Below are 17,756 nucleotides of genomic sequence, written 5' to 3'. Positions count from 1 at the left end.
GAGGGGCCGGCAGCCACAAGACATGGCGGGGCTGATGGCCAGCGGCGGATGAGGCTCCGGCTTTTCAGTCAGCTCGTGCCTTGTGTCAGGGTTGAAACTGCACAAACGGACAGCGCAAACATAAGCGTCAACAAAACCTAGGGGTTTACGCCAAGCGACAGCGTAATGAGCTTGGCTGACAATGCGCGGTTGTGCGGAATTTGTGCCCGATTGGCGCGCACGATTTTGGATTTGTTCTGGACGGCTTATATGCATCGCGAACTTTTTGCCAGTTTGACTCCGGCGCTGCTCTGGCAGCACTTCGCCACCCTGTGCGCCATTCCGCGCCCGTCGCGCAGCGAGGCGGCGCTGCGTGCGCACATCGCCGCCTGGGCGCGCGGACGCGGCCTGGCAATCGAGCAGGACGAGGGCGGCAATCTGCTGATCCGCAAGCCGGCGACGCCGGGCATGGCCGATCGTGCCGGCATCGTGCTGCAGGGCCATCTGGACATGGTGGCGCAAAAGAACGCGGCCACCGTGCACAATTTCCACACCGATCCGATCCGTCCGCGCATCGTCGACGGCTGGGTGTACGCGACCGGGACGACGCTGGGCGCAGACAATGGCATCGGCGTTGCCGCCGCGCTGGCGGTGCTGGAAGACGACTCGCTGGCGCACGGCCCGCTGGAAGTGCTGCTGACGGTGGACGAAGAGGCCGGAATGAGCGGCGCGCGTGCGCTCAAGCCCGGCTGGCTCAAGGGCGAGCTGCTGCTCAACCTCGATACCGAGGACTGGGGCGAGTTCTATCTGGGCTGCGCCGGTGGCGTTGACGTCATCCTGCAGCGCAATCTGATCAGCCAGCCCATGCCGTCCGGCCATGTCGCCGTCGAATTCGCCGTGACCGGGCTGCGTGGCGGGCATTCCGGCGTGGATATCCACCTCGAGCGCGGCAACGCCATCCAGCTGCTGGCGCGCGTGCTGCAGGTGGCCGACGAGCGCTATGGCGCGCGGCTGGTCGAATTGAGCGGCGGCAGCTTGCGCAATGCGCTGCCGCGCGAGGCCTTCGCGCTGATTGCGGTGCCGGCCTGCGACATTCCGCTGCTCGATGCGCTGTGCGCCGAATTTACCGCGGCATTTCGCGCCGAGCTGGCCGGTGTTGACGAGGGCGTGAGCGTCAGCGTGCGTCCGGCAGCGGCCGGCATTGCGCTGTCGGCGACCGACTCGCGGCTGGTGATCAATCTGCTGCAGGCCTTGCCGCACGGCGTGCGGCGCTGGAGCCAGGCCGTGCCGGGTGTGGTGGAAACGTCGAACAATCTGGGCGTGGTGAAGGTCGAGGCCAAGAAGCTGCACATCGACCTGATGGTGCGCTCGCTCACCGAGGCGGGCATGCAGGCGCTGGCCGGCAGCATCGCCGCCCTGGCGCGGCTTTCCGGTTGCAGCTGCGAGCTGACCGGCGCCTACCCCGGCTGGGCGCCGCGCCCGGAATCGCGTGCACTGGCGCTGCTGCAGTCCGCGTATCGCCAGGCCTATGGCGACGACGCGGCGGTGAAGGTGATCCACGCCGGGCTGGAATGCGGGCTGATCGGCGCGGCCTATCCGCAGCTGGAAATGGTGTCCTTCGGCCCGACGATCCGCAATGCGCACTCGCCCGATGAAGGCGTCGAGATCGCCAGCGTGGCGCGCTTCTGGGAGCTGCTGACCGCCGCGCTGGCCGCCGCACCGCAGGCCAAAAGCTAGCGCTGCATGTCATGTGCGCAGGATGAAAAAAAGCCGCCCAGTCAGGCAATGCCGCTCAGTTAAGCCTGAGCGGCATTTTTCTTGACTGGGTAACGGGTTTTGCTCATCTTCACTGCGCGCGGATAGCGCCGCTCGCTGCGACGTGGCGGCAGAATGAAGCGCTTGATGTTGCTGCGCATCGCCTTCAACTTGCCCGGGATCGTGTGGCGGGAAGGCGCCACATAGGGACCAGTGCGTCCTGAAGCCGCAGAGCGGCGGCAAAAACCTGGAAACAGGTGAAGAAGAGGCTCGAAATCAGCGAATTTCGAGCCTTGGCGAAAGTGATTACTTCGATTTGTAAGGCAGGTGGAGGCCCTGACCTCGGCGCGATGCTTTTTTCAACAGCCTGTTAAGGCGGCCGGTTTACACGCTTGGGTTGGTGGGGTTTTCCGGGGGGGGCAATGGAACATCAATATGATCAGGAAGTAAACCTGCCTCGGCCCTCTCTGCCATCATAACAAATGCCATTTCCAAATCTTTGGTAAAGCGCTTAGTATCAAACAGCGGGAACGTCTCTCGCGCTTCAGCAACACGATTACGAAGTCGAAGTGATTTTTCCTTATTTTCTGCCAAATCAATCGCCTCTGCACATAGTGCCTCCCAGTTTTGGAAAATAAGATCTTGCAAACCGAGTGCAGTCAGAAGACTGGCAGAAACACGGCTTGCAAAATGCTCTCCAACAACAGTAAGCAAAGGCACGCCAGCCCATAAAGCATCGCTTGTTGTTGTATGGCCATTAAAAATTCGTGTATCCAAAGCTAAATCTGCAAGAGCAAGTCGAGCCAAATGCAAAGGAGCTGGGGCGTTGTCAGCAAAAATAAGTCGCTCACCATCAACACCAAGATTTCCTGCCTCTCTGCGCAAATTTCTCTCTGCGACAGGCCCTGCATCCAGCAACCACAGAACACTACCAGGGCTAGCTGCAAGTATTTTCATCCAGAACGTAAATGAATGAAGCTCAATCTTCGAAGAGCGATTAAAGCAGCAAAAGACAAAGCCGTTTTCCGGTAAGCCAAAATCACTCCGGTTGACTTTGCCAGAGTCAATAAGCCTTTTGTCATCGTTGCACTGATAGCTCCATGGGAGTCGGCATACCTTCTCAGAATAAAATTTTCGGCTGGCGTCTGGAACTACAATATGATCACCTATTAAGTAATCAATGAAATTCGCTCCGCTGGTGCCAGGAAATCCAAGATAGGTAACCGAAACTGGTGCAGGACGGAATGCAAAAATGCCAAGGCGCGCACCCTGAGTTTGCCCTTTCAAATCAACGAGAATATCTATGCCGTCACTATTAATCATTCTTGCGGCTTCAGCATCGTCAAGCGATCTTATGTCAACAAAATGCTCCACGCCACAACGGAGACGCTGCCTGTATAAAGATTGATCGTCTCGACCATGGTCATACACAAATACTTCGAAATTATTGCGATCATGCTTCTCAAAAACTCCCACGATCAGAGACAATGTGGCATGTTCATAAAAATCGCTGGAAACATATCCAATCCGCAAACGACCAGGTCTACGAATCCTTGAAGAGCTGTACAAAACTATGGGCGTAGGGATTTTTCTGGCGGCATGCCGCGCCACCTCAAAATTGATCGACTCATCCATGCACCATGTGACATTAGATAGCAAAGACTCGCCTACATCATATTTTCCAGCCAGGTAACAAGCCATTAGTTTTTGGGAAATTGCCTCTGATCTTTTCCAGTCGCAAGCTAAACAAATTGAGAAGTGAGCCCCAATCTGCGTATCCAGCGACTGGGGGTCGATCTCAATTGCCCGGCAAGCTGCAAGATAGGAATTATCTAAGTCCCAGCAAACTTTAAACACCTCTCCTGCGAGAAGAAGTTCTTGAGGCTCTGTGCCATTCTCCAGAATCCACTTTGCGTGCGGCAGTGCAAGCTGATAGTTTTCTATCTCCCGATAAAAAACACAAAGATTAAAATGTGCCTTAGAATGTCCGGGGTTCCATGCTAGGGATTTCTTCGTGAGTTCTACAGCAAAACTGGTATTTCCCAGGCGCCAGTGACAGTAGCCTTCATAAAAAAAACAATCAGCTGTAATTTCATCGTGCACCGAAAGCTCATGAAATAAAGCCGCGGCCTCACCATGCAGCGAACACTGCTTTAGCGCATGCGCATACCACCATCGAACCTGAGGTTTGTCTTTTAAATCATCCGATAGCGTCAAGAAATCGGTGATAACTAGATCAGGAAACCCTTCATGTAAAGCGGATGCAAATTTATGCAAAATATGATTAATGTCATCCATTTTTCTGCCTATACAGAAGTTTGTTTCACTAGTAGACTGTTGAAAAACATTGCTCAGAGGCAAAAACCTCCTCCAGTCTTACATTCTCAGGCAATTTCTTCCGCTAAGATTCGGAATTCGCTGACTTTGAGCCTTTCCTTGGGGAGGTCGAATAACCCAGTTTTCTCCGATCCGCACCCCAATAGGATTTGTTGCACAAACGTAATTCGAGCCAAGCCTCCCCCAACCACGGACGGCGTTATCCCATGCGTACCGTTTCCGGTATCCCGAGCCGGGTGAAACGGTTCGGCAGTGCCGCTCGAATTTGCAGTTCAGCAACCTGACGATCAAAGTCGCGCGACATGACGCGTTCGCCAAGCAGTTTGAAGCACCGCATCTTGGTTTCAACCAGACTACGCCGATGGTAGCCGCTCCATTTCTTCCAGATGACGTGCCCGAGGAGCTTCGTTGTTCGTAATGCATTTATTGCGGGTTGAGGCCCCGACGGTGTTTTCTTTCCAGTGCTTACCATTCTTGCGCACGGGAATGATGGCCTCGGCGTCTCGGCTGGCAATCGCGGCATAACAGCCCTTGGTGTCATAGGCGCCGTCGCCAACAACGGAAACCAGCATCTCATTGCTTGGAATCTGCGCGAGCAGATCAGGCAAGACGGGCGCATCGCCAATGCTGTTCGAGGTGACTTCAATGGCACGGATTTCGAGTGTTTCCACATCGATCCCCAGGCGTACCTTGCGCGATTGCCGACGATATTCGGCACCATGTTTCTTGGTTTTCCACTCACCTTAACCCAACATCTTGATGCTAGCCTGCATTTTTCATGAATGGAGGGTCGGCAGAGGGCTTAAAGCCGCATAGGATATGGCTTCCAGACCTTCCACATGCAACTCCGCCGATGCCAAAGTGTACCGCAGCTGAACTCCCGTTTGGCCGTCTTGGCCGTTGCCAGATCGAAGCCCATTTCACTGGCGGCGCACTCAGTTCCGATGGCGGACTGATGCTGCTGCGCAAGACTGATCGCCGCATCGGTTTGTCCGAGGCCGTCGCCAAGGCGCTACACGATCCGCGCGATCCCGACCGCATCATTCATTCCCTGCGCGACCTCGTCGCCCAACGCCTCTATGCCCTGTGCTACGGTTACGAAGACCTCAACGACCACACCGCCTTGCGCCACGATCCGCTGATGCAAACGGCCGTAGGGACCCGCGCGGAACTGGGCAGTTGCCCGACCTTGCACCGCAGTACTGCTTAAGGGTGGTGGGTATGCTGCTCACACCTCACACCTCACACCTCACACCTCACACCTCACACCTCACACCTCACACCTCACGCTCGAGCACGGTCGGGCCGCTGTCGGGCAGGGCGTTCGGGTAGTCGCGGCTGAAATGCAGGCCGCGGCTTTCCTTGCGGGCCATCGCGCAGCGCACGATCAGCGCCGCCGTTTCCACCAGATTGCGCAGCTCGATCAGGTCGTTGCTGACGCGGAAGTTGCGATAGAACTCGTCGATTTCGCTTTGCAGCAATTGAATGCGGTGCTGCGCGCGCTCCAGGCGCTTGTTGGTGCGCACGATGCCGACGTAATCCCACATGAAGCGCCGCAGTTCGTCCCAGTTGTGCGCGATGACCACTTCCTCGTCGGCGTCGGTGACCAGGCTTTCATCCCATTCCGGCACCTTGGGTAGCGGGATGTCGGCATGGGTGACGATTTCGGCGGCGGCGGCCTTGCCAAGCACCATGCATTCCAGCAGCGAATTGGACGCCAGCCGGTTGGCGCCGTGCAGCCCCGTATACGCCACCTCGCCGATGCCGTAGAGCCCGGCTACGTCGGTGCGGCCGGACAGGTCGGTGACCAGCCCGCCGCAGGTGTAGTGCGCCGCCGGCACGACCGGGATGCCCTGCTTGGTGATGTCGATGCCCAGCTCGAGGCAGCGCTGGTAGATGGTCGGGAAATGTTCCTTCACGAAGGCGGCCGGTTTGTAGGAAATGTCGAGATACACGCAGTCATAGCCGCCTTTCTTCATTTCGAAGTCGATGGCGCGGGCGACGATGTCGCGCGGCGCCAGCTCGGCGCGCTCGTCGTGCTGCGGCATGAAGCGCGTGCCGTCGGGCAGGCGCAGGATGCCGCCTTCGCCGCGCACCGCTTCGGTGATCAGGAAGGACTTGGCGTGCGGGTGATACAGGCAGGTCGGGTGGAACTGGATGAACTCCATGTTCGCCACGCGGCAGCCGGCGCGCCAGCCCATGGCGATGCCGTCGCCGGTGGCCACGTCGGGGTTGGTGGTATACAGATACACCTTGCCGGCGCCGCCGGTGGCGAGCACCGTGTGCTGCGCCAGCATGGTTTCGACGCGGTCGCCGGTCTTGTCGTACACGTAGGCGCCGTAGCAGCGCTGTGCCTCATCCCGGCCCAGCTTCTGGCTGGTGATCAGGTCGACGGCGATGTGTTCTTCCAGCACGGTGATGTTCGGGTGTGCGGCCACCTTGTTGGCCAGCGTGTCGATGACCGCAGCGCCGGTGGCGTCGGCCGCGTGGATGATGCGGCGGTGGCTGTGGCCGCCCTCGCGGGTGAGGTGATAGCCCTGATAGCTGGTTTCGCCGTGGCTATCGCGCGTGAACGGTACGCCCATCGCGATCAGCCAGTCGATGGCAGCGCGCGAATTTTCCACGATGAAGCGGGTGGCCGCCTCGTCGCAGATGTCGCCGCCGGCGACCTGGGTGTCGCGGATATGCGCCTCGACGCTGTCGGCGTCGTCGAGCACGGCGGCGATGCCGCCCTGCGCCCAGCCGCTGCCGCCGTCGCGCAAGGCCCGTTTGGTCACCAGAGCGACCTTGTGCTGCTCGGCCAGTTGCAGGGCCATGGTCATGCCGGCGAGGCCGGAGCCGATGATGAGGGTGTCAAAGCTGCGCATGGTGGAATTATCCGCGGGGCTGCAAATCAAGCCGTGATTCTAACCCGGATAGGCTTGCGCGCGCGCGGGCGCACAGGGATTCCGGCAGGCAGGCTACGGGGCGGTATCGTGCCGTCGCGCTCTTGTAATCGCGGTTTCAGCCCCCATGTGGCACTCTATTGTCCGCTTTGCTCACATGGTTTATCTAGTTCGATGGATTCGACGCCCACTCCCGCCCAGACCGCCAGGGATGCCGACCAGCTGCTGGTTGAAAAAGCCCAGGCTGGCGACAAGCGCGCCTTTGAGCTGCTGGTGGTCAAATACCAGCGTAGAATCGCGCGCCTGCTTTCGCGGCTGATCCGCGACCCGGCAGAAATCGAGGATGTCACGCAGGAGGCCTTTATCAAGGCCTACCGCGCGCTGGGCAATTTCCGCGGCGAAAGCGCCTTTTACACCTGGCTTTACCGCATTGCGCTCAACACGGCCAAAAACCATCTGGTTGCCCAGGGGCGCCGACCGCGTCTGGCGGGCGATGTGGCCGACGAGGATGGCGAATCGCTGGATGCCGCGGCGCTTATCCCGGATTACCATACGCCCGAGACGGAACTCGCCAACCGGCAGATTGTCTCTACGGTGAATGATGCCGTGGCCGAACTGCCGGAAGAGCTGCGCACCGCGATTACCCTGAGGGAAATGGAAGGACTGTCCTACGAGGACATCGCTACCATGATGGACTGCCCGATCGGTACCGTACGCTCGCGCATTTTCCGCGCCCGGGAGGCCATTGCGGCCAAACTGCGGCCGCTGCTGAGTGTGGTCGGGCGCGACAAGCGCTGGTAAGAACAAGGATCGAAAAATGAATGCCAATAACACGCTTGACGAGCAACTGTCGGCCCTGATGGATGGCGAGCTGGACGACAGGGAAGCTTCCCGCTTGATTGGTGAGTTGCAGGCGTCGCCGGCGCTGCAGCAAGCCTGGTATGCCTGGCATCTGCAGCAGGATTGCCAGGCCGGGCATCCGCTGCTGAGCCCCGATTTCATGCAGCAGTTTTCTGCCCGCCTGGCGGCCGAGCCGGTGGTGGTGGCGCCGCAGCGCCTGCGGCGCGGACGGCCGATGCGCAAGCTGCTGGTGCCGCTGACGGCCGCGGCCTCAGTGGCTTTTTTCGGCGTGGCCCTCTGGCAGGGCGTCTACCGTTCTGCCACCCCTGCCGCACAACCCATGGTGGCAGCCGTAGGCCAGCCCGTTGCCGCCCAGGCGGTCGCCCAGGTCGATGTCGAGGCGGTTCGCGCCTACCTGAGCGCGCACCGCGAAGCGGCGAACAATCCGCTCAATGGCGGCGAACCCTTGCAGACCGCGGTGTTCAAGCCGGCGGCAAACCAGTGATGTGTGCTGGACGATGATGCGCAAACCCTATTGTTATTCCCTGTTCCTGTTCGTGCTGCTGCTGGCCGGCAGCTTGCAGGCCGCCGAGTCGCTACCCACTGCCGAGGCCTCGAGGCTGATTGATCGCGCCAACCAGGCGGCGCGCCAGCTTTCCTACCAGGGTGTATACGTCCACCAGCATGGCGATATGGTCGAGAATTTCCGCATCATGCAGCTGGTGGAAGGCGGCGCCGAACAGGAGCGCTGTGAATCGCTGGATGGCCCGGCCAGGGAGTATGTGCGCACAGGCAATCAGTACCATATGTATCATGCTGATACCCCTCTGAGTATTGCGCTGGATCGCATGGCGGTATCGCGCTTCTTCCCGCGCCTGACGCACAGCGTCGGCGATGTGCTGGCCAGTTACCAGTTGCGCAGGCTTGGCAGGGACAGGGTGGCAGGCCTTGATGCCGATGTGTATCAGCTGGAGCCACGCGACGGCTTGCGTTATCCCCACCGGCTGTGGCTGCATGAAGGCAGCGGCCTGCTGCTCAAGAGCATGATGCTCGGTGCGCGTCGTGAGCCGATCGAGACCTATACCTTTTCCGAGATTCGTCTGGGGGGCGGCTTTGATCGCAAGCTGCTGAAGCCGACGACGCCGGTGCGCCCCGTGGTCATGGAGAGCAGTGAAGGCAAACCGCTGCTGGCCGGTCTGGACAGCCAGTGGGACATTCGCAACCTGCCGCCCGGCTTCGTGCTGCAAAAGCAGATCGTGCGCAAGCCCAAGGGCGAAAAGGCGCGCAAGGTCCAGCATCTTGTCTACACCGATGGACTGGTCACCGTCTCCATTTTCCTGGACCCCAGTCAGGTGCAATTGGCACCGGGACTGGCGCAGCAAGGCGGAATGCACCTCTTCGTGCGCCCGCTGAATGGCCAGACCGTGACCGTGCTGGGCGAAGTGCCGGGTGAAACGGTAAAGGCCTTTGCGCACGCCTTCAACCCGCGCCAGTAAGTTGTGAGCAGGCATCATGATCGAAACAGAAGCCCAAGTTGAACGCCTGGATGGCGAGCGGGCCTGGGTGCGCTTGCGTCCGCATTCGCCCTGTGGGCATTGCGACCCGGTTACCGGCTGCAAGTCGGTTGCCATCAGTCGCATGTTTGGTAACGCCCGCCAGGAATTCAGTGTGCGCAGCCCGCTGCCGGTAGTGCCCGGTGATCTGGTGGTCATTGCCATACCCGAACCGGCCCTGCTGCACAGCGCGCTGTGGGGTTATGGTTTGCCACTGGCCTTGTTGCTGCTCGGCGCCGGGTTCGGGGGCTGGCTTGCCGGGGATGCCGGTGCGCTGACCGGCGCGGCATCGGGCCTCGTGCTTGCCTTTGTGCTGCTTTGGTTGCGGCGCAAGCAGACCGGGCCGGCCGAACCATTCATCGCACGTGTCGGCAGGGGGGCTTGCGGGTCTGGTGCGTGCGCCAGTACCTGCGCGGCAGCCGGGGATCGGCACTCTTCCTGAGGCTTCCTCACCCATGCGCGCAAGTACTGGTACTTGCTGTCGCGGTGTTTCGCGCAGGCTACGCTGGCGGGGTTGCTTAAAAAGCAATCAAGCATTAGCAGAGCCTGGGGCCGGCCAAGGCCCGTCATGTACCAAATATTGCAAGCGTTGCTGGCGGTGCATCCGCATCGCCCATATTCCATCGAATGAGCATCCATCGAATGTGGAAAGGAGAAAGCATGTTGAAGCGGTTTTTTTCTGCAGTGCTGTTGAGTGCTGCCCTTCAGAGCGTGCAGGCCGCGCCGGCCGCAAGCCTGCCGGATTTTGCCCAGCTGGCGGAAAAGGAAGGCCGGGCGGTCGTGAATATTTCGGTCACTGGGACGGTCAAGGCCGGCGGGCCAGCCGGCGCCGATGATGCGCTGGAGCTCTTCCGCCATTTCGGCCTGCCCGTTCCCCTGCCGCGCAATATCCAGCCGCAAGAGCGGCAGGTGCAAGGGCTGGGTTCCGGTTTCATCATCGACAGCAATGGTTACATTCTGACCAATGCCCACGTGATTGCCGAAGCCGATGAAATCACGGTGAAGCTCAACGACAAGCGCAGCTTCAAGGCCAAGGTTGTTGGTTCCGATTCGCGCACCGATGTGGCCTTGCTGAAGGTCGAGGCCAGCAATCTGCCCAGGGTCAGCATCGGCGACCCGAACAAGTCGCGCGTCGGTGAATGGGTCGTGGCCATCGGCCAGCCCTTCGGTCTCGACAATACCGTGACGGCGGGGATCATTTCCGCCAAGGGCCGTGACCTGCCCAACGAGAATTTCGTGCCCTTCATCCAGACCGATGTCGCCATCAACCCCGGTAACTCCGGCGGCCCGCTGTTCAATATGGCTGGCGAGGTCATTGGCATCAATTCGCAGATTTTCAGCCGCTCGGGCGGGTACATGGGCTTGAGTTTCGCGATCCCGATCGATGTGGCCATCAAGATTTCCGACGAGCTGAAGGCCAGCGGCAAGGTCACCCGTGGCCGGATCGGTGTTGCCATTCAGGATCTGAACGAAGAACTGGCCAAGGGCTTTGGCTTGCCCAAGGCCGGTGGAGCGCTGCTCACCCAGGTGGAAAAGGATGGCCCGGCAGACAAGGCCGGCATGAAGGTCGGCGACATCATCCTCAAGGTCAATGGCCAGACGGTGAACCGCTCTGCCGATTTGCCGCGCATGATCACGTCGCTCAAGCCGGGCAGCAAGGCCACCGTGTCCGTCTGGCGTGACAAGGCTGCCAGGGATGTTGTGGTGACCGTGGGCACCATGGACGACGCGGATGAATCCGATAACCCGCGTGAATACAAGGGCAAGCCACAGGCCAATACCGAGCGTTTCGGACTGGTGCTGGTCGAACTCAATGCGCGCCAGTTGCAACAGCTGGGTCTCAAATACGGTATCGGTGTGCGTTCGGCCAGCGGGGCCGCCGCCAAGGCAGGCCTGCAGTCCGGTGACGTGCTGGTCGGCGTGGCTGGTGGCGAGCTGCAGAATGCCGCGCAATTGCGCCAGGCACTGACGGCGCTGAAAGCCGGCGAAGCGCTGCCCCTGCGGGTCGTGCGCGATGGCCGGGTATTCTTCACCATCATTACCGCGCCCGCCGAGAAAAAATGACCGTCAGTGCCGCCTTGCCGATCCTGCAGCTTTACGGCCACGCCTACTGCAGTCTGTGTACGCTGATGCGCGAGCAGCTTGCCAGCTGGCCGGTCGAGCTGCGCTGGATCGATATCGAGGGAAACGAGCCGCTGGAAGCCCGCTTTGGCGAACTGGTTCCCGTCCTGTGCGGCGCCGACGGGCGTGAAATCTGCCACTATCATCTTGATTCTGCTGCGCTGGATGCCTATCTGGCCGATTTCCGTTAGAATCGCGGCAACCTATTTTGCCCAGGGCACGCGTGGCGTGCCCTTTTTTCGTAAGTGTTGACAGGTTTCATGGATCACATTCGCAATTTCTCGATCATCGCCCATATCGACCACGGCAAATCCACGCTGGCCGACCGTTTCATCCAGTTTTGCGGCGGTCTCGAACTGCGTGAAATGAGCGAGCAGGTGCTCGACTCGATGGACATCGAAAAGGAACGCGGCATTACCATCAAGGCGCAGACCGCTGCCCTGCACTACAAGGCGCGCGACGGCAAGATCTACAACCTCAACCTCATCGACACCCCGGGGCACGTCGACTTCAGCTATGAAGTCAGCCGCTCGCTCGCCGCATGCGAAGGTGCCTTGCTGGTTGTCGATGCCTCGCAGGGGGTGGAAGCCCAGACCGTTGCCAATTGCTACACGGCGATCGAGCAGGGCGTCGAAGTGCGCCCGGTGCTGAACAAGATCGATCTGCCGGCCGCCGAACCAGAGCGCGTGGCCCAGGAAATCGAGGACATCATCGGCATCGAGGCCATCGAAGCCGTTCGCGCATCGGCCAAGAGCGGCATCGGCATCGAAGACATTCTGGAAGAGGTCGTCAACAAGATTCCCCCGCCCAAAGGCAATCCTGATGGACCGCTGAAGGCGCTCATTGTTGATTCCTGGTTTGACAATTATGTCGGCGTCGTGATGCTGGTGCGCGTGGTCGACGGTGAGTTGCGCGTCAAGGACAAAATCAAGTTCATGGCCACCAAGGCCGAATTCCTGTGCGAGCAGGTCGGTGTCTTTACCCCCAAGTCGGTTCAGCGCGAATCGCTCAAGGCTGGTGAAGTGGGGTTCGTCATTGCTGGGGTGAAGGAAATTGTCAGCGCCAAGGTTGGCGACACCATCACCCTGGCCAAGAATCCGGCTGGCGAAGCACTGCCGGGTTTCAAGGAAGTCAAATCCCAGGTATTTGCCGGGCTGTATCCGGTGGAAAGTCATGATTACGAAGCCCTGCGTGACAGTCTGGAAAAGCTCAAGCTCAATGATGCGGCACTGCAATACGAGCCGGAAGTGTCGCAGGCGCTCGGTTTTGGTTTCCGTTGCGGCTTTCTGGGCCTTTTGCACCTGGAAATCGTGCAGGAACGCCTGGAGCGCGAATTTGACATGGATCTCATCACGACGGCGCCAACCGTGGTGTATGAGCTGGTGATGAAGGACGGAGAAGTCGTACAGATCGAAAATCCGTCCAAATTGCCGGATCCCAGCAAATACGAAGAAGTCCGCGAACCGATCATCACCGCGACCATCCTGGTTCCGCAGGATTATGTCGGCCCGGTCATGACGCTGTGCAACCAGAAACGCGGCGCGCAGGTAAACATGCAATACATGGGCCGCCAGGTCTTGCTGACCTACGATTTGCCGATGGCCGAAGTGGTGATGGATTTCTTCGACAAGCTGAAGTCCGTCAGTCGTGGCTATGCATCGCTGGATTATGAATTCAAGGAATTCCGCGCCGGAGATCTGGTCAAGCTCGATGTGCTGGTCAACGGTGAGCGGGTGGATGCACTGAGCCTGATCGTGCACCGTGCCACCAGCATTTATCGTGGCCGTGAGCTGATCTCGAAAATGCGCGAACTGATTCCGCGCCAGATGTTCGATATTGCCGTGCAGGCCGCCATCGGCAGCCAGATCATCGCTCGTGAAACCGTGAAGGCCATGCGCAAGGATGTACTCGCCAAGTGTTACGGTGGCGACATCACGCGCAAGAAGAAGCTGCTCGAAAAGCAGAAGGCCGGCAAGAAGCGCATGAAGCAGGTCGGTAACGTGGAAATTCCGCAGGAAGCGTTCCTCGCCATCCTGCAAGTCTCCGACAAATAAACCAGAAGAGGGTTGGGAATGAACTGGATGTTGGTGGGGGCGATCCTGCTGGTCATCGCGCCGGTATTGATTGCCATCGGACAAAAGCAGGAAAGGGTCAAGGATGAGCCGCCACAATTGGTGCAGTACGGCTATCTGTCGGCTTTGGCCGGCCTGTTTGTACTGGCGGTGCAGTTCACCACGATTGCGGCCGCATTCCTGATTTTCGTCATTCTGTTTGCGGTGATCTGGGCGCTGGACAAGTTCGTGCTCGAGAAAAAGCGCGCCGCAGATGAACATGCGCCGGCCTGGGCCGAAATCGGGCGTGGTTTTTTTCCGGTATTTCTGCTGGTTTTCGTGCTGCGTGCCTTCGTCGCCGAGCCTTACCAGATTCCGTCCTCATCGATGCGTCCCGGTCTGGTCGTCGGCGACTTCATCCTGGTGAACAAGTTTGCTTATGGTTTGCGTGTTCCCGTGCTCAATTCGGTGTTCATTCCGGTGGGCAAGCCCGAGCATGGCGACGTGATGGTCTTTTACTATCCGGTGCAACCCGAAGTGAACTACATCAAGCGGGTGGTCGGACTGCCCGGTGATACGGTCGAATATCGCAACAAGCGCCTCTCGATCAATGGCAAGCCAGTGCCAACCAAGTCGCTGGGCGAACACCAGTATGTCGAGCAAGGCGTCTATCAGGTCAATAACCAGATGTACCAGGAGCAGGCCGGAGCGCACACTTATCGCACGCTGCAAATGCAGGAAGCGCCAGTGATTTCCCTGGCCCAGGTCAGTGACGGTTTTCCGTTCCGTGAAAACTGCCGCTATGATGAGGATGGTTTCGTTTGCAAGGTTCCGGATGGTCACTATTTCATGATGGGCGACAACCGGGATCACAGCGCTGACAGTCGTTACTGGGGCTTCGTTCCGGAGAAGTATGTGGTTGGCCGGGCTTCCTTGGTGTGGCTGAATCTGAGGGATTTGAGCCGTATTGGTACCTGGATCGATTAATAGGAGAGTGTGGATGAACAAACAGCAGGGTGTTTCTTTCTTCGGCTTCATCATCATTGCCATCTTTGTCGCGTTTGCGGCCATTCTCGGTTTCAAGATGGTGCCTGCTTACATGGAGTTTTTCTCGGTCAAAAAGGCAATCAATTCGATTGCCAGGGAAGGCAGCGGTAAATCACCTCAGGAAATTCGCGAAGCATTTGCCCGTCATGCCGAGATCGAATACATCACCAGCGTGAAACCTGCCGATCTCGTTGTGAACACTCAGGGTGGGAGTGTGAATGTCAGCGTTGATTATGAGCAGGTTGTGCCTGTTGTCGGCAATGTGAGTCTGCTGTTCAGTTTCCAGGCCAGCAGTGCCCAGAAATCGATCGAATAAAATGTGAGTTGAAACAATTGTCAGTACGCTTACCAGCCGAGCGCTTGCAGAAAGTGCTCGGCTACGTTTTTTCCGATGCCGCACTTTTGCAGCAGGCCATTACCCATCGCAGCTATGCCATGCAGCACAATGAGCGGCTGGAGTTTGTCGGTGATGGCATTTTGAATGCCTGGGTTGCCCGAGCCCTGTTTCGCGCCTTTCCAGCGCACCCGGAAGGCGACTTGTCCCGGATTCGCGCACGACTGGTGTGCCAGGAGGGGTTGGCGGACATCGCCCAGAACCTCAGACTGGGCGAGTACCTCCGACTGGGTGAAGGCGAGCTGAAAAGCGGCGGTTTTCGCCGTCCTTCTATCCTGGCCGATGCGCTGGAGGCCATTATAGGTGCCATCTGGCTGGATGGTGGTTTGTCCGTGCTGGAGCCGGTGCTGGAGCGACTGTTTGCCGAGCGTATTGCCCTGATCGACCCAGCCACCGCTGGCAAGGATGCCAAAACTGCCCTGCAGGAATGGCTGCAGGGCAGAAAATTGCCGCTGCCGTCGTATATCCTGCTGCGTCAGGAGGGCGAGTCGCCTGAGCAGTTGTTCGAGGTGCTTTGCGAGATTGGCGAGCTCAAACTGTCCGGGCGCGGGCTTGCCGCCAGCAAGAAAAATGCCGAGCAGGAAGCGGCCGCTTATGTGCTGCAGCAATTGCGGCAAATGTATCCCGGAAAAAAACTGGTCAGAAAATGAACGAAATCAATAGCGTGTCACCCGACTACCGTTGTGGCTTTGTTGCCATTGTTGGTCGGCCCAATGTCGGCAAGTCCACCTTGCTCAATCATCTGATCGGGATGAAGCTGAGCATTACCTCGCGCAAGGCGCAAACTACCCGGCACCGCATTACCGGTGTGCTGACCACCGAGTCGGCGCAGTTTGTCTTTGTCGACACGCCCGGATTTCAGAACAAGTACCGCAACGCCCTCAACCAGGCCATGAATCGGAATGTGACCAGCACGCTGGCCGATGTCGATGTCATTCTGTTTGTCGTCGAAGCCGGGCGTTTTGGCCAGGATGACGAGGCGGTGCTCAGGCTCTTGCCGCAAGATCGTCCGGTCATTCTGGTTCTCAACAAGATGGATGCCGTTGCCGACAAGGCGGCGCTGCTGCCATTTATTGAGCAAATGGCACAAAAGCGTGATTTTGCCGCCATCGTACCGCTTTCCGCCTTGCGTGCCCTGAAGCTGGATGTGCTGCAGCAGGCGGTTGAGCCCTTGCTGCCCCTGTCCGCGCCGTTTTACGAGGAAGACCAGGTTACCGACCGCAACGAGCGTTTTCTGGCGGCTGAAATCATTCGCGAGAAGATCTTTCGCACCATGGGTGACGAACTGCCATACGCAATGACGGTCGAGATCGAAAAATTCGATGAGGAAATGGCGAAAAATGGCCAGGAGTTGCGCCGCATTTTCGCTGCGGTTTGGGTTGATCGTGACAGCCAGAAGGCCATGCTGATCGGCCGCAACGGTGAAAAGCTCAAGCGCATTGCTTCCGATGCCCGCAAGGACATGGAACAGATGTTCGATGCCAAGGTTTATCTGGAGGTCTGGGTCAAGGTCAAGTCCGGGTGGGCAGACGACACCCGCTTGCTGCGGCAGTTCGGTTTCGAATAAACCGGTTGCGGATAAACTGTTCCTGTCATGGCAGCCAAGGGCGCAAACCGGATCAACCAGCAGCCTGCGTTCATTCTGCATCAATACCCCTACCGGGAAACGAGCAGATTGCTCGACGTGTTTTCGCGTGATCATGGCAGGCTGGTGATCATGGCCAGAGGGGTGCAGCGTCCCGGTTCGCAACTGCGCAGCGTGCTGCTTGGCTATCAGCCTCTGCTGCTTGACTGGTTCGGTTCCGGCGAAGTCAAGACCCTGCATGCCGCAAGCTGGCAACCCGGCATTCCCCAGCTTACCGGCACCAGCCTGCTGTGCGGCATGTATCTCAACGAGCTGCTGCAGCGCATCCTGCCGCGTGATACGCCTGCAGCCGAGCTGTTCGCCGATTACTATGAGCTGCTGCGTACCTTGGCACGTGCCGAAGCGAGCCTGCCGGAGCAGGCATTGCGCTGTTTCGAGCGCACGCTGCTGCAGCGATACGGTTATGCACTGGCTTGGGATTGCACGGCGGACGGCAAGCCGGTGCTTGCCGGTGGAACTTACACCTTCACCGCCGAGTCTGGTCTGCAGCTGTTGGAAGCGGGGCAGGCGGGCATTGCCGGCCAGACGTTGCTGGACTTTGCCGCCGACAAGTCCTTGTTGCCGGCACAACTGGCCGAGCTCAAGCAGTTCATGCGCACCATTCTGAATCTGACCCTGCTGGATGGGCGGCCCTTGCAAACGCGGCTGTTGCTGCGCGAGCTGGCCAGAATGGCGTAACACCGCGCATGCCGGCAAAAGCAGCTTGGCATAAACTGGCAAATCGGGGTGGCAAACGCTATCCTGACAAGGCAAGAAGGTCTGTGGCAATAATCAAGGAGCGGGGGCACCATGATCAGCATTTCCCATGAGCCAGGCTATATACACGCCAAGGTATTCGGTGAATTCACCGTTCAGGATTTCCGCCAGTTCGAAGAAGAAGCGCTGTATGAATTGCGCTTTCAGGACAAGGCCGACATGCTGATCGACCTCAACGACATGCTGGCCTACACCATCGACATGGCTGTCGAGGAGTTGCGCTTTGTTACCCGACATCGCCAGCAATTCAAGCGGGTCGCCATTGTCTCCAGTGACCAGTGGGTTACCTGGTCGGTGTGGGTGAACCGCGTGATCAGCGAATCTGAAATCCGCGTGTTTGAAGATGTGGAAGAGGCGCAACGCTGGTTGGCCACTTCCCCGTGATTCATTTCA

General features: G+C 58.8%; 17 protein-coding genes and 1 pseudogene. 15 read left to right on the top strand and 3 right to left on the bottom strand.

What is annotated here, in order from left to right; translation table 11 throughout:
* Positions 1–249: 249 nt before the first annotated feature.
* Positions 250–1,716 carry an aminoacyl-histidine dipeptidase gene (locus C515_RS0111755; RefSeq protein ID WP_028455698.1) on the top strand — a complete coding sequence of 489 codons (1,467 nt, stop codon included), beginning with the start codon at positions 250–252 and terminating at the stop codon, positions 1,714–1,716.
* A 402-nt stretch (positions 1,717–2,118) separates the two neighbouring features.
* Here C515_RS0111755 and C515_RS23115 read toward each other — a convergent pair whose 3' ends face one another.
* Together C515_RS23115 and C515_RS23110 are read right to left on the bottom strand one after the other, a co-directional pair.
* The gene (locus C515_RS23115; RefSeq protein WP_144290437.1) at positions 2,119–4,032 is read right to left on the bottom strand and encodes an O-linked N-acetylglucosamine transferase, SPINDLY family protein; all 1,914 of its coding nucleotides are present in this window, start codon (positions 4,030–4,032) and stop codon (positions 2,119–2,121) included.
* A 238-nt stretch (positions 4,033–4,270) separates the two neighbouring features.
* Positions 4,271–4,814 (bottom strand): annotated as a pseudogene (locus tag C515_RS23110) (IS5 family transposase); the annotation flags it as partial.
* Positions 4,815–4,924: 110 nt separating this feature from the next.
* On the opposite strand from C515_RS23110, the gene C515_RS0111725 reads away from it, so the two are divergent.
* The gene (locus tag C515_RS0111725; RefSeq protein WP_028455696.1) at positions 4,925–5,281 is read left to right on the top strand and encodes a transposase; all 357 of its coding nucleotides are present in this window, start codon (positions 4,925–4,927) and stop codon (positions 5,279–5,281) included.
* 67 nt (positions 5,282–5,348) lie between these two features.
* Here the strand turns inward: C515_RS0111725 and nadB are convergent, their stop codons facing one another.
* Positions 5,349–6,938, bottom strand: a complete 1,590-nt coding sequence (gene nadB, locus C515_RS0111720; protein ID WP_028455695.1) for an L-aspartate oxidase — start codon at positions 6,936–6,938, stop codon at positions 5,349–5,351.
* Positions 6,939–7,130: 192 nt separating this feature from the next.
* Here nadB and rpoE point away from each other — a divergent pair, with 192 nt between their 5' ends.
* From rpoE to C515_RS0111655, 13 genes are all read left to right on the top strand, one after another.
* Positions 7,131–7,757: an RNA polymerase sigma factor RpoE gene (gene rpoE / locus C515_RS0111715; protein WP_028455694.1), complete on the top strand. Its 627-nt coding sequence runs from the start codon at positions 7,131–7,133 to the stop codon at positions 7,755–7,757.
* Between the two features lie 16 nt (positions 7,758–7,773).
* Positions 7,774–8,301 carry a sigma-E factor negative regulatory protein gene (locus C515_RS22560; RefSeq protein ID WP_051304874.1) on the top strand — a complete coding sequence of 176 codons (528 nt, stop codon included), beginning with the start codon at positions 7,774–7,776 and terminating at the stop codon, positions 8,299–8,301.
* Positions 8,302–8,314: 13 nt separating this feature from the next.
* Positions 8,315–9,292, top strand: coding sequence for a MucB/RseB C-terminal domain-containing protein (locus tag C515_RS0111705; protein WP_028455693.1), 978 nt, complete (start codon positions 8,315–8,317; stop codon positions 9,290–9,292).
* Positions 9,293–9,308: 16 nt separating this feature from the next.
* A complete protein-coding gene (locus tag C515_RS20740; protein ID WP_051304873.1) occupies positions 9,309–9,791 on the top strand; it encodes a SoxR reducing system RseC family protein in 483 nt (160 codons plus the stop codon).
* A gap of 218 nt (positions 9,792–10,009) precedes the next feature.
* Positions 10,010–11,413, top strand: coding sequence for a DegQ family serine endoprotease (locus tag C515_RS0111695; protein WP_051304872.1), 1,404 nt, complete (start codon positions 10,010–10,012; stop codon positions 11,411–11,413).
* Positions 11,410–11,661, top strand: coding sequence for a glutaredoxin family protein (locus tag C515_RS0111690; RefSeq protein WP_028455691.1), 252 nt, complete (start codon positions 11,410–11,412; stop codon positions 11,659–11,661). Before C515_RS0111695 ends, C515_RS0111690 begins: the two co-directional genes overlap by 4 nt.
* A gap of 69 nt (positions 11,662–11,730) precedes the next feature.
* Positions 11,731–13,524, top strand: a complete 1,794-nt coding sequence (lepA, locus tag C515_RS0111685; protein ID WP_028455690.1) for a translation elongation factor 4 — start codon at positions 11,731–11,733, stop codon at positions 13,522–13,524.
* Positions 13,525–13,542: 18 nt separating this feature from the next.
* The gene (gene lepB / locus C515_RS0111680; RefSeq protein WP_043649243.1) at positions 13,543–14,508 is read left to right on the top strand and encodes a signal peptidase I; all 966 of its coding nucleotides are present in this window, start codon (positions 13,543–13,545) and stop codon (positions 14,506–14,508) included.
* A gap of 13 nt (positions 14,509–14,521) precedes the next feature.
* Positions 14,522–14,884 carry a DUF4845 domain-containing protein gene (locus tag C515_RS0111675; RefSeq protein ID WP_028455688.1) on the top strand — a complete coding sequence of 121 codons (363 nt, stop codon included), beginning with the start codon at positions 14,522–14,524 and terminating at the stop codon, positions 14,882–14,884.
* Between the two features lie 53 nt (positions 14,885–14,937).
* On the top strand, positions 14,938–15,612 hold the full coding sequence (gene rnc, locus C515_RS0111670; protein WP_245575027.1) for a ribonuclease III: 675 nt from the start codon (positions 14,938–14,940) through the stop codon (positions 15,610–15,612).
* Positions 15,609–16,529, top strand: a complete 921-nt coding sequence (gene era, locus C515_RS0111665; protein ID WP_028455686.1) for a GTPase Era — start codon at positions 15,609–15,611, stop codon at positions 16,527–16,529. Before rnc ends, era begins: the two co-directional genes overlap by 4 nt.
* Before the next feature lie 27 nt (positions 16,530–16,556).
* Positions 16,557–17,285 (top strand): DNA repair protein RecO, encoded by a 729-nt coding sequence (gene recO / locus C515_RS0111660; protein WP_028455685.1) that lies wholly within the window; start codon positions 16,557–16,559, stop codon positions 17,283–17,285.
* Positions 17,286–17,396: 111 nt separating this feature from the next.
* Positions 17,397–17,747, top strand: a complete 351-nt coding sequence (locus C515_RS0111655) for a SpoIIAA family protein (RefSeq protein ID WP_028455684.1) — start codon at positions 17,397–17,399, stop codon at positions 17,745–17,747.
* Positions 17,748–17,756: the final 9 nt, after the last annotated feature.

This window comes from Chitinilyticum litopenaei DSM 21440 (genome assembly GCF_000428145.1).
Taxonomy (GTDB): Bacteria; Pseudomonadota; Gammaproteobacteria; order Burkholderiales; family Chitinibacteraceae; genus Chitinilyticum; species Chitinilyticum litopenaei.
This window is presented reverse-complemented; position numbering and strand designations above follow the sequence as displayed.

What these genes read in the sequence shown, in the direction of transcription:
- rpoE (WP_028455694.1), top strand. Translation starts at nt 7,131, where the DNA reads ATGGATTCGACGCCCACTCCCGCCCAGACCGCCAGGGATGCCGACCAG.
- C515_RS0111755 (WP_028455698.1), top strand. Translation starts at nt 250, where the DNA reads ATGCATCGCGAACTTTTTGCCAGTTTGACTCCGGCGCTGCTCTGGCAG.
- lepA (WP_028455690.1), top strand. Translation starts at nt 11,731, where the DNA reads ATGGATCACATTCGCAATTTCTCGATCATCGCCCATATCGACCACGGC.
- era (WP_028455686.1), top strand. Translation starts at nt 15,609, where the DNA reads ATGAACGAAATCAATAGCGTGTCACCCGACTACCGTTGTGGCTTTGTT.
- nadB (WP_028455695.1), bottom strand. Translation starts at nt 6,938, where the DNA reads ATGCGCAGCTTTGACACCCTCATCATCGGCTCCGGCCTCGCCGGCATG.
- C515_RS0111655 (WP_028455684.1), top strand. Translation starts at nt 17,397, where the DNA reads ATGATCAGCATTTCCCATGAGCCAGGCTATATACACGCCAAGGTATTC.
- lepB (WP_043649243.1), top strand. Translation starts at nt 13,543, where the DNA reads ATGAACTGGATGTTGGTGGGGGCGATCCTGCTGGTCATCGCGCCGGTA.
- C515_RS0111675 (WP_028455688.1), top strand. Translation starts at nt 14,522, where the DNA reads ATGAACAAACAGCAGGGTGTTTCTTTCTTCGGCTTCATCATCATTGCC.
- C515_RS20740 (WP_051304873.1), top strand. Translation starts at nt 9,309, where the DNA reads ATGATCGAAACAGAAGCCCAAGTTGAACGCCTGGATGGCGAGCGGGCC.
- C515_RS23115 (WP_144290437.1), bottom strand. Translation starts at nt 4,032, where the DNA reads ATGGATGACATTAATCATATTTTGCATAAATTTGCATCCGCTTTACAT.
- recO (WP_028455685.1), top strand. Translation starts at nt 16,557, where the DNA reads ATGGCAGCCAAGGGCGCAAACCGGATCAACCAGCAGCCTGCGTTCATT.
- C515_RS0111690 (WP_028455691.1), top strand. Translation starts at nt 11,410, where the DNA reads ATGACCGTCAGTGCCGCCTTGCCGATCCTGCAGCTTTACGGCCACGCC.
- C515_RS0111705 (WP_028455693.1), top strand. Translation starts at nt 8,315, where the DNA reads ATGATGCGCAAACCCTATTGTTATTCCCTGTTCCTGTTCGTGCTGCTG.
- C515_RS0111695 (WP_051304872.1), top strand. Translation starts at nt 10,010, where the DNA reads ATGTTGAAGCGGTTTTTTTCTGCAGTGCTGTTGAGTGCTGCCCTTCAG.
- C515_RS22560 (WP_051304874.1), top strand. Translation starts at nt 7,774, where the DNA reads ATGAATGCCAATAACACGCTTGACGAGCAACTGTCGGCCCTGATGGAT.
- C515_RS0111725 (WP_028455696.1), top strand. Translation starts at nt 4,925, where the DNA reads ATGCCAAAGTGTACCGCAGCTGAACTCCCGTTTGGCCGTCTTGGCCGT.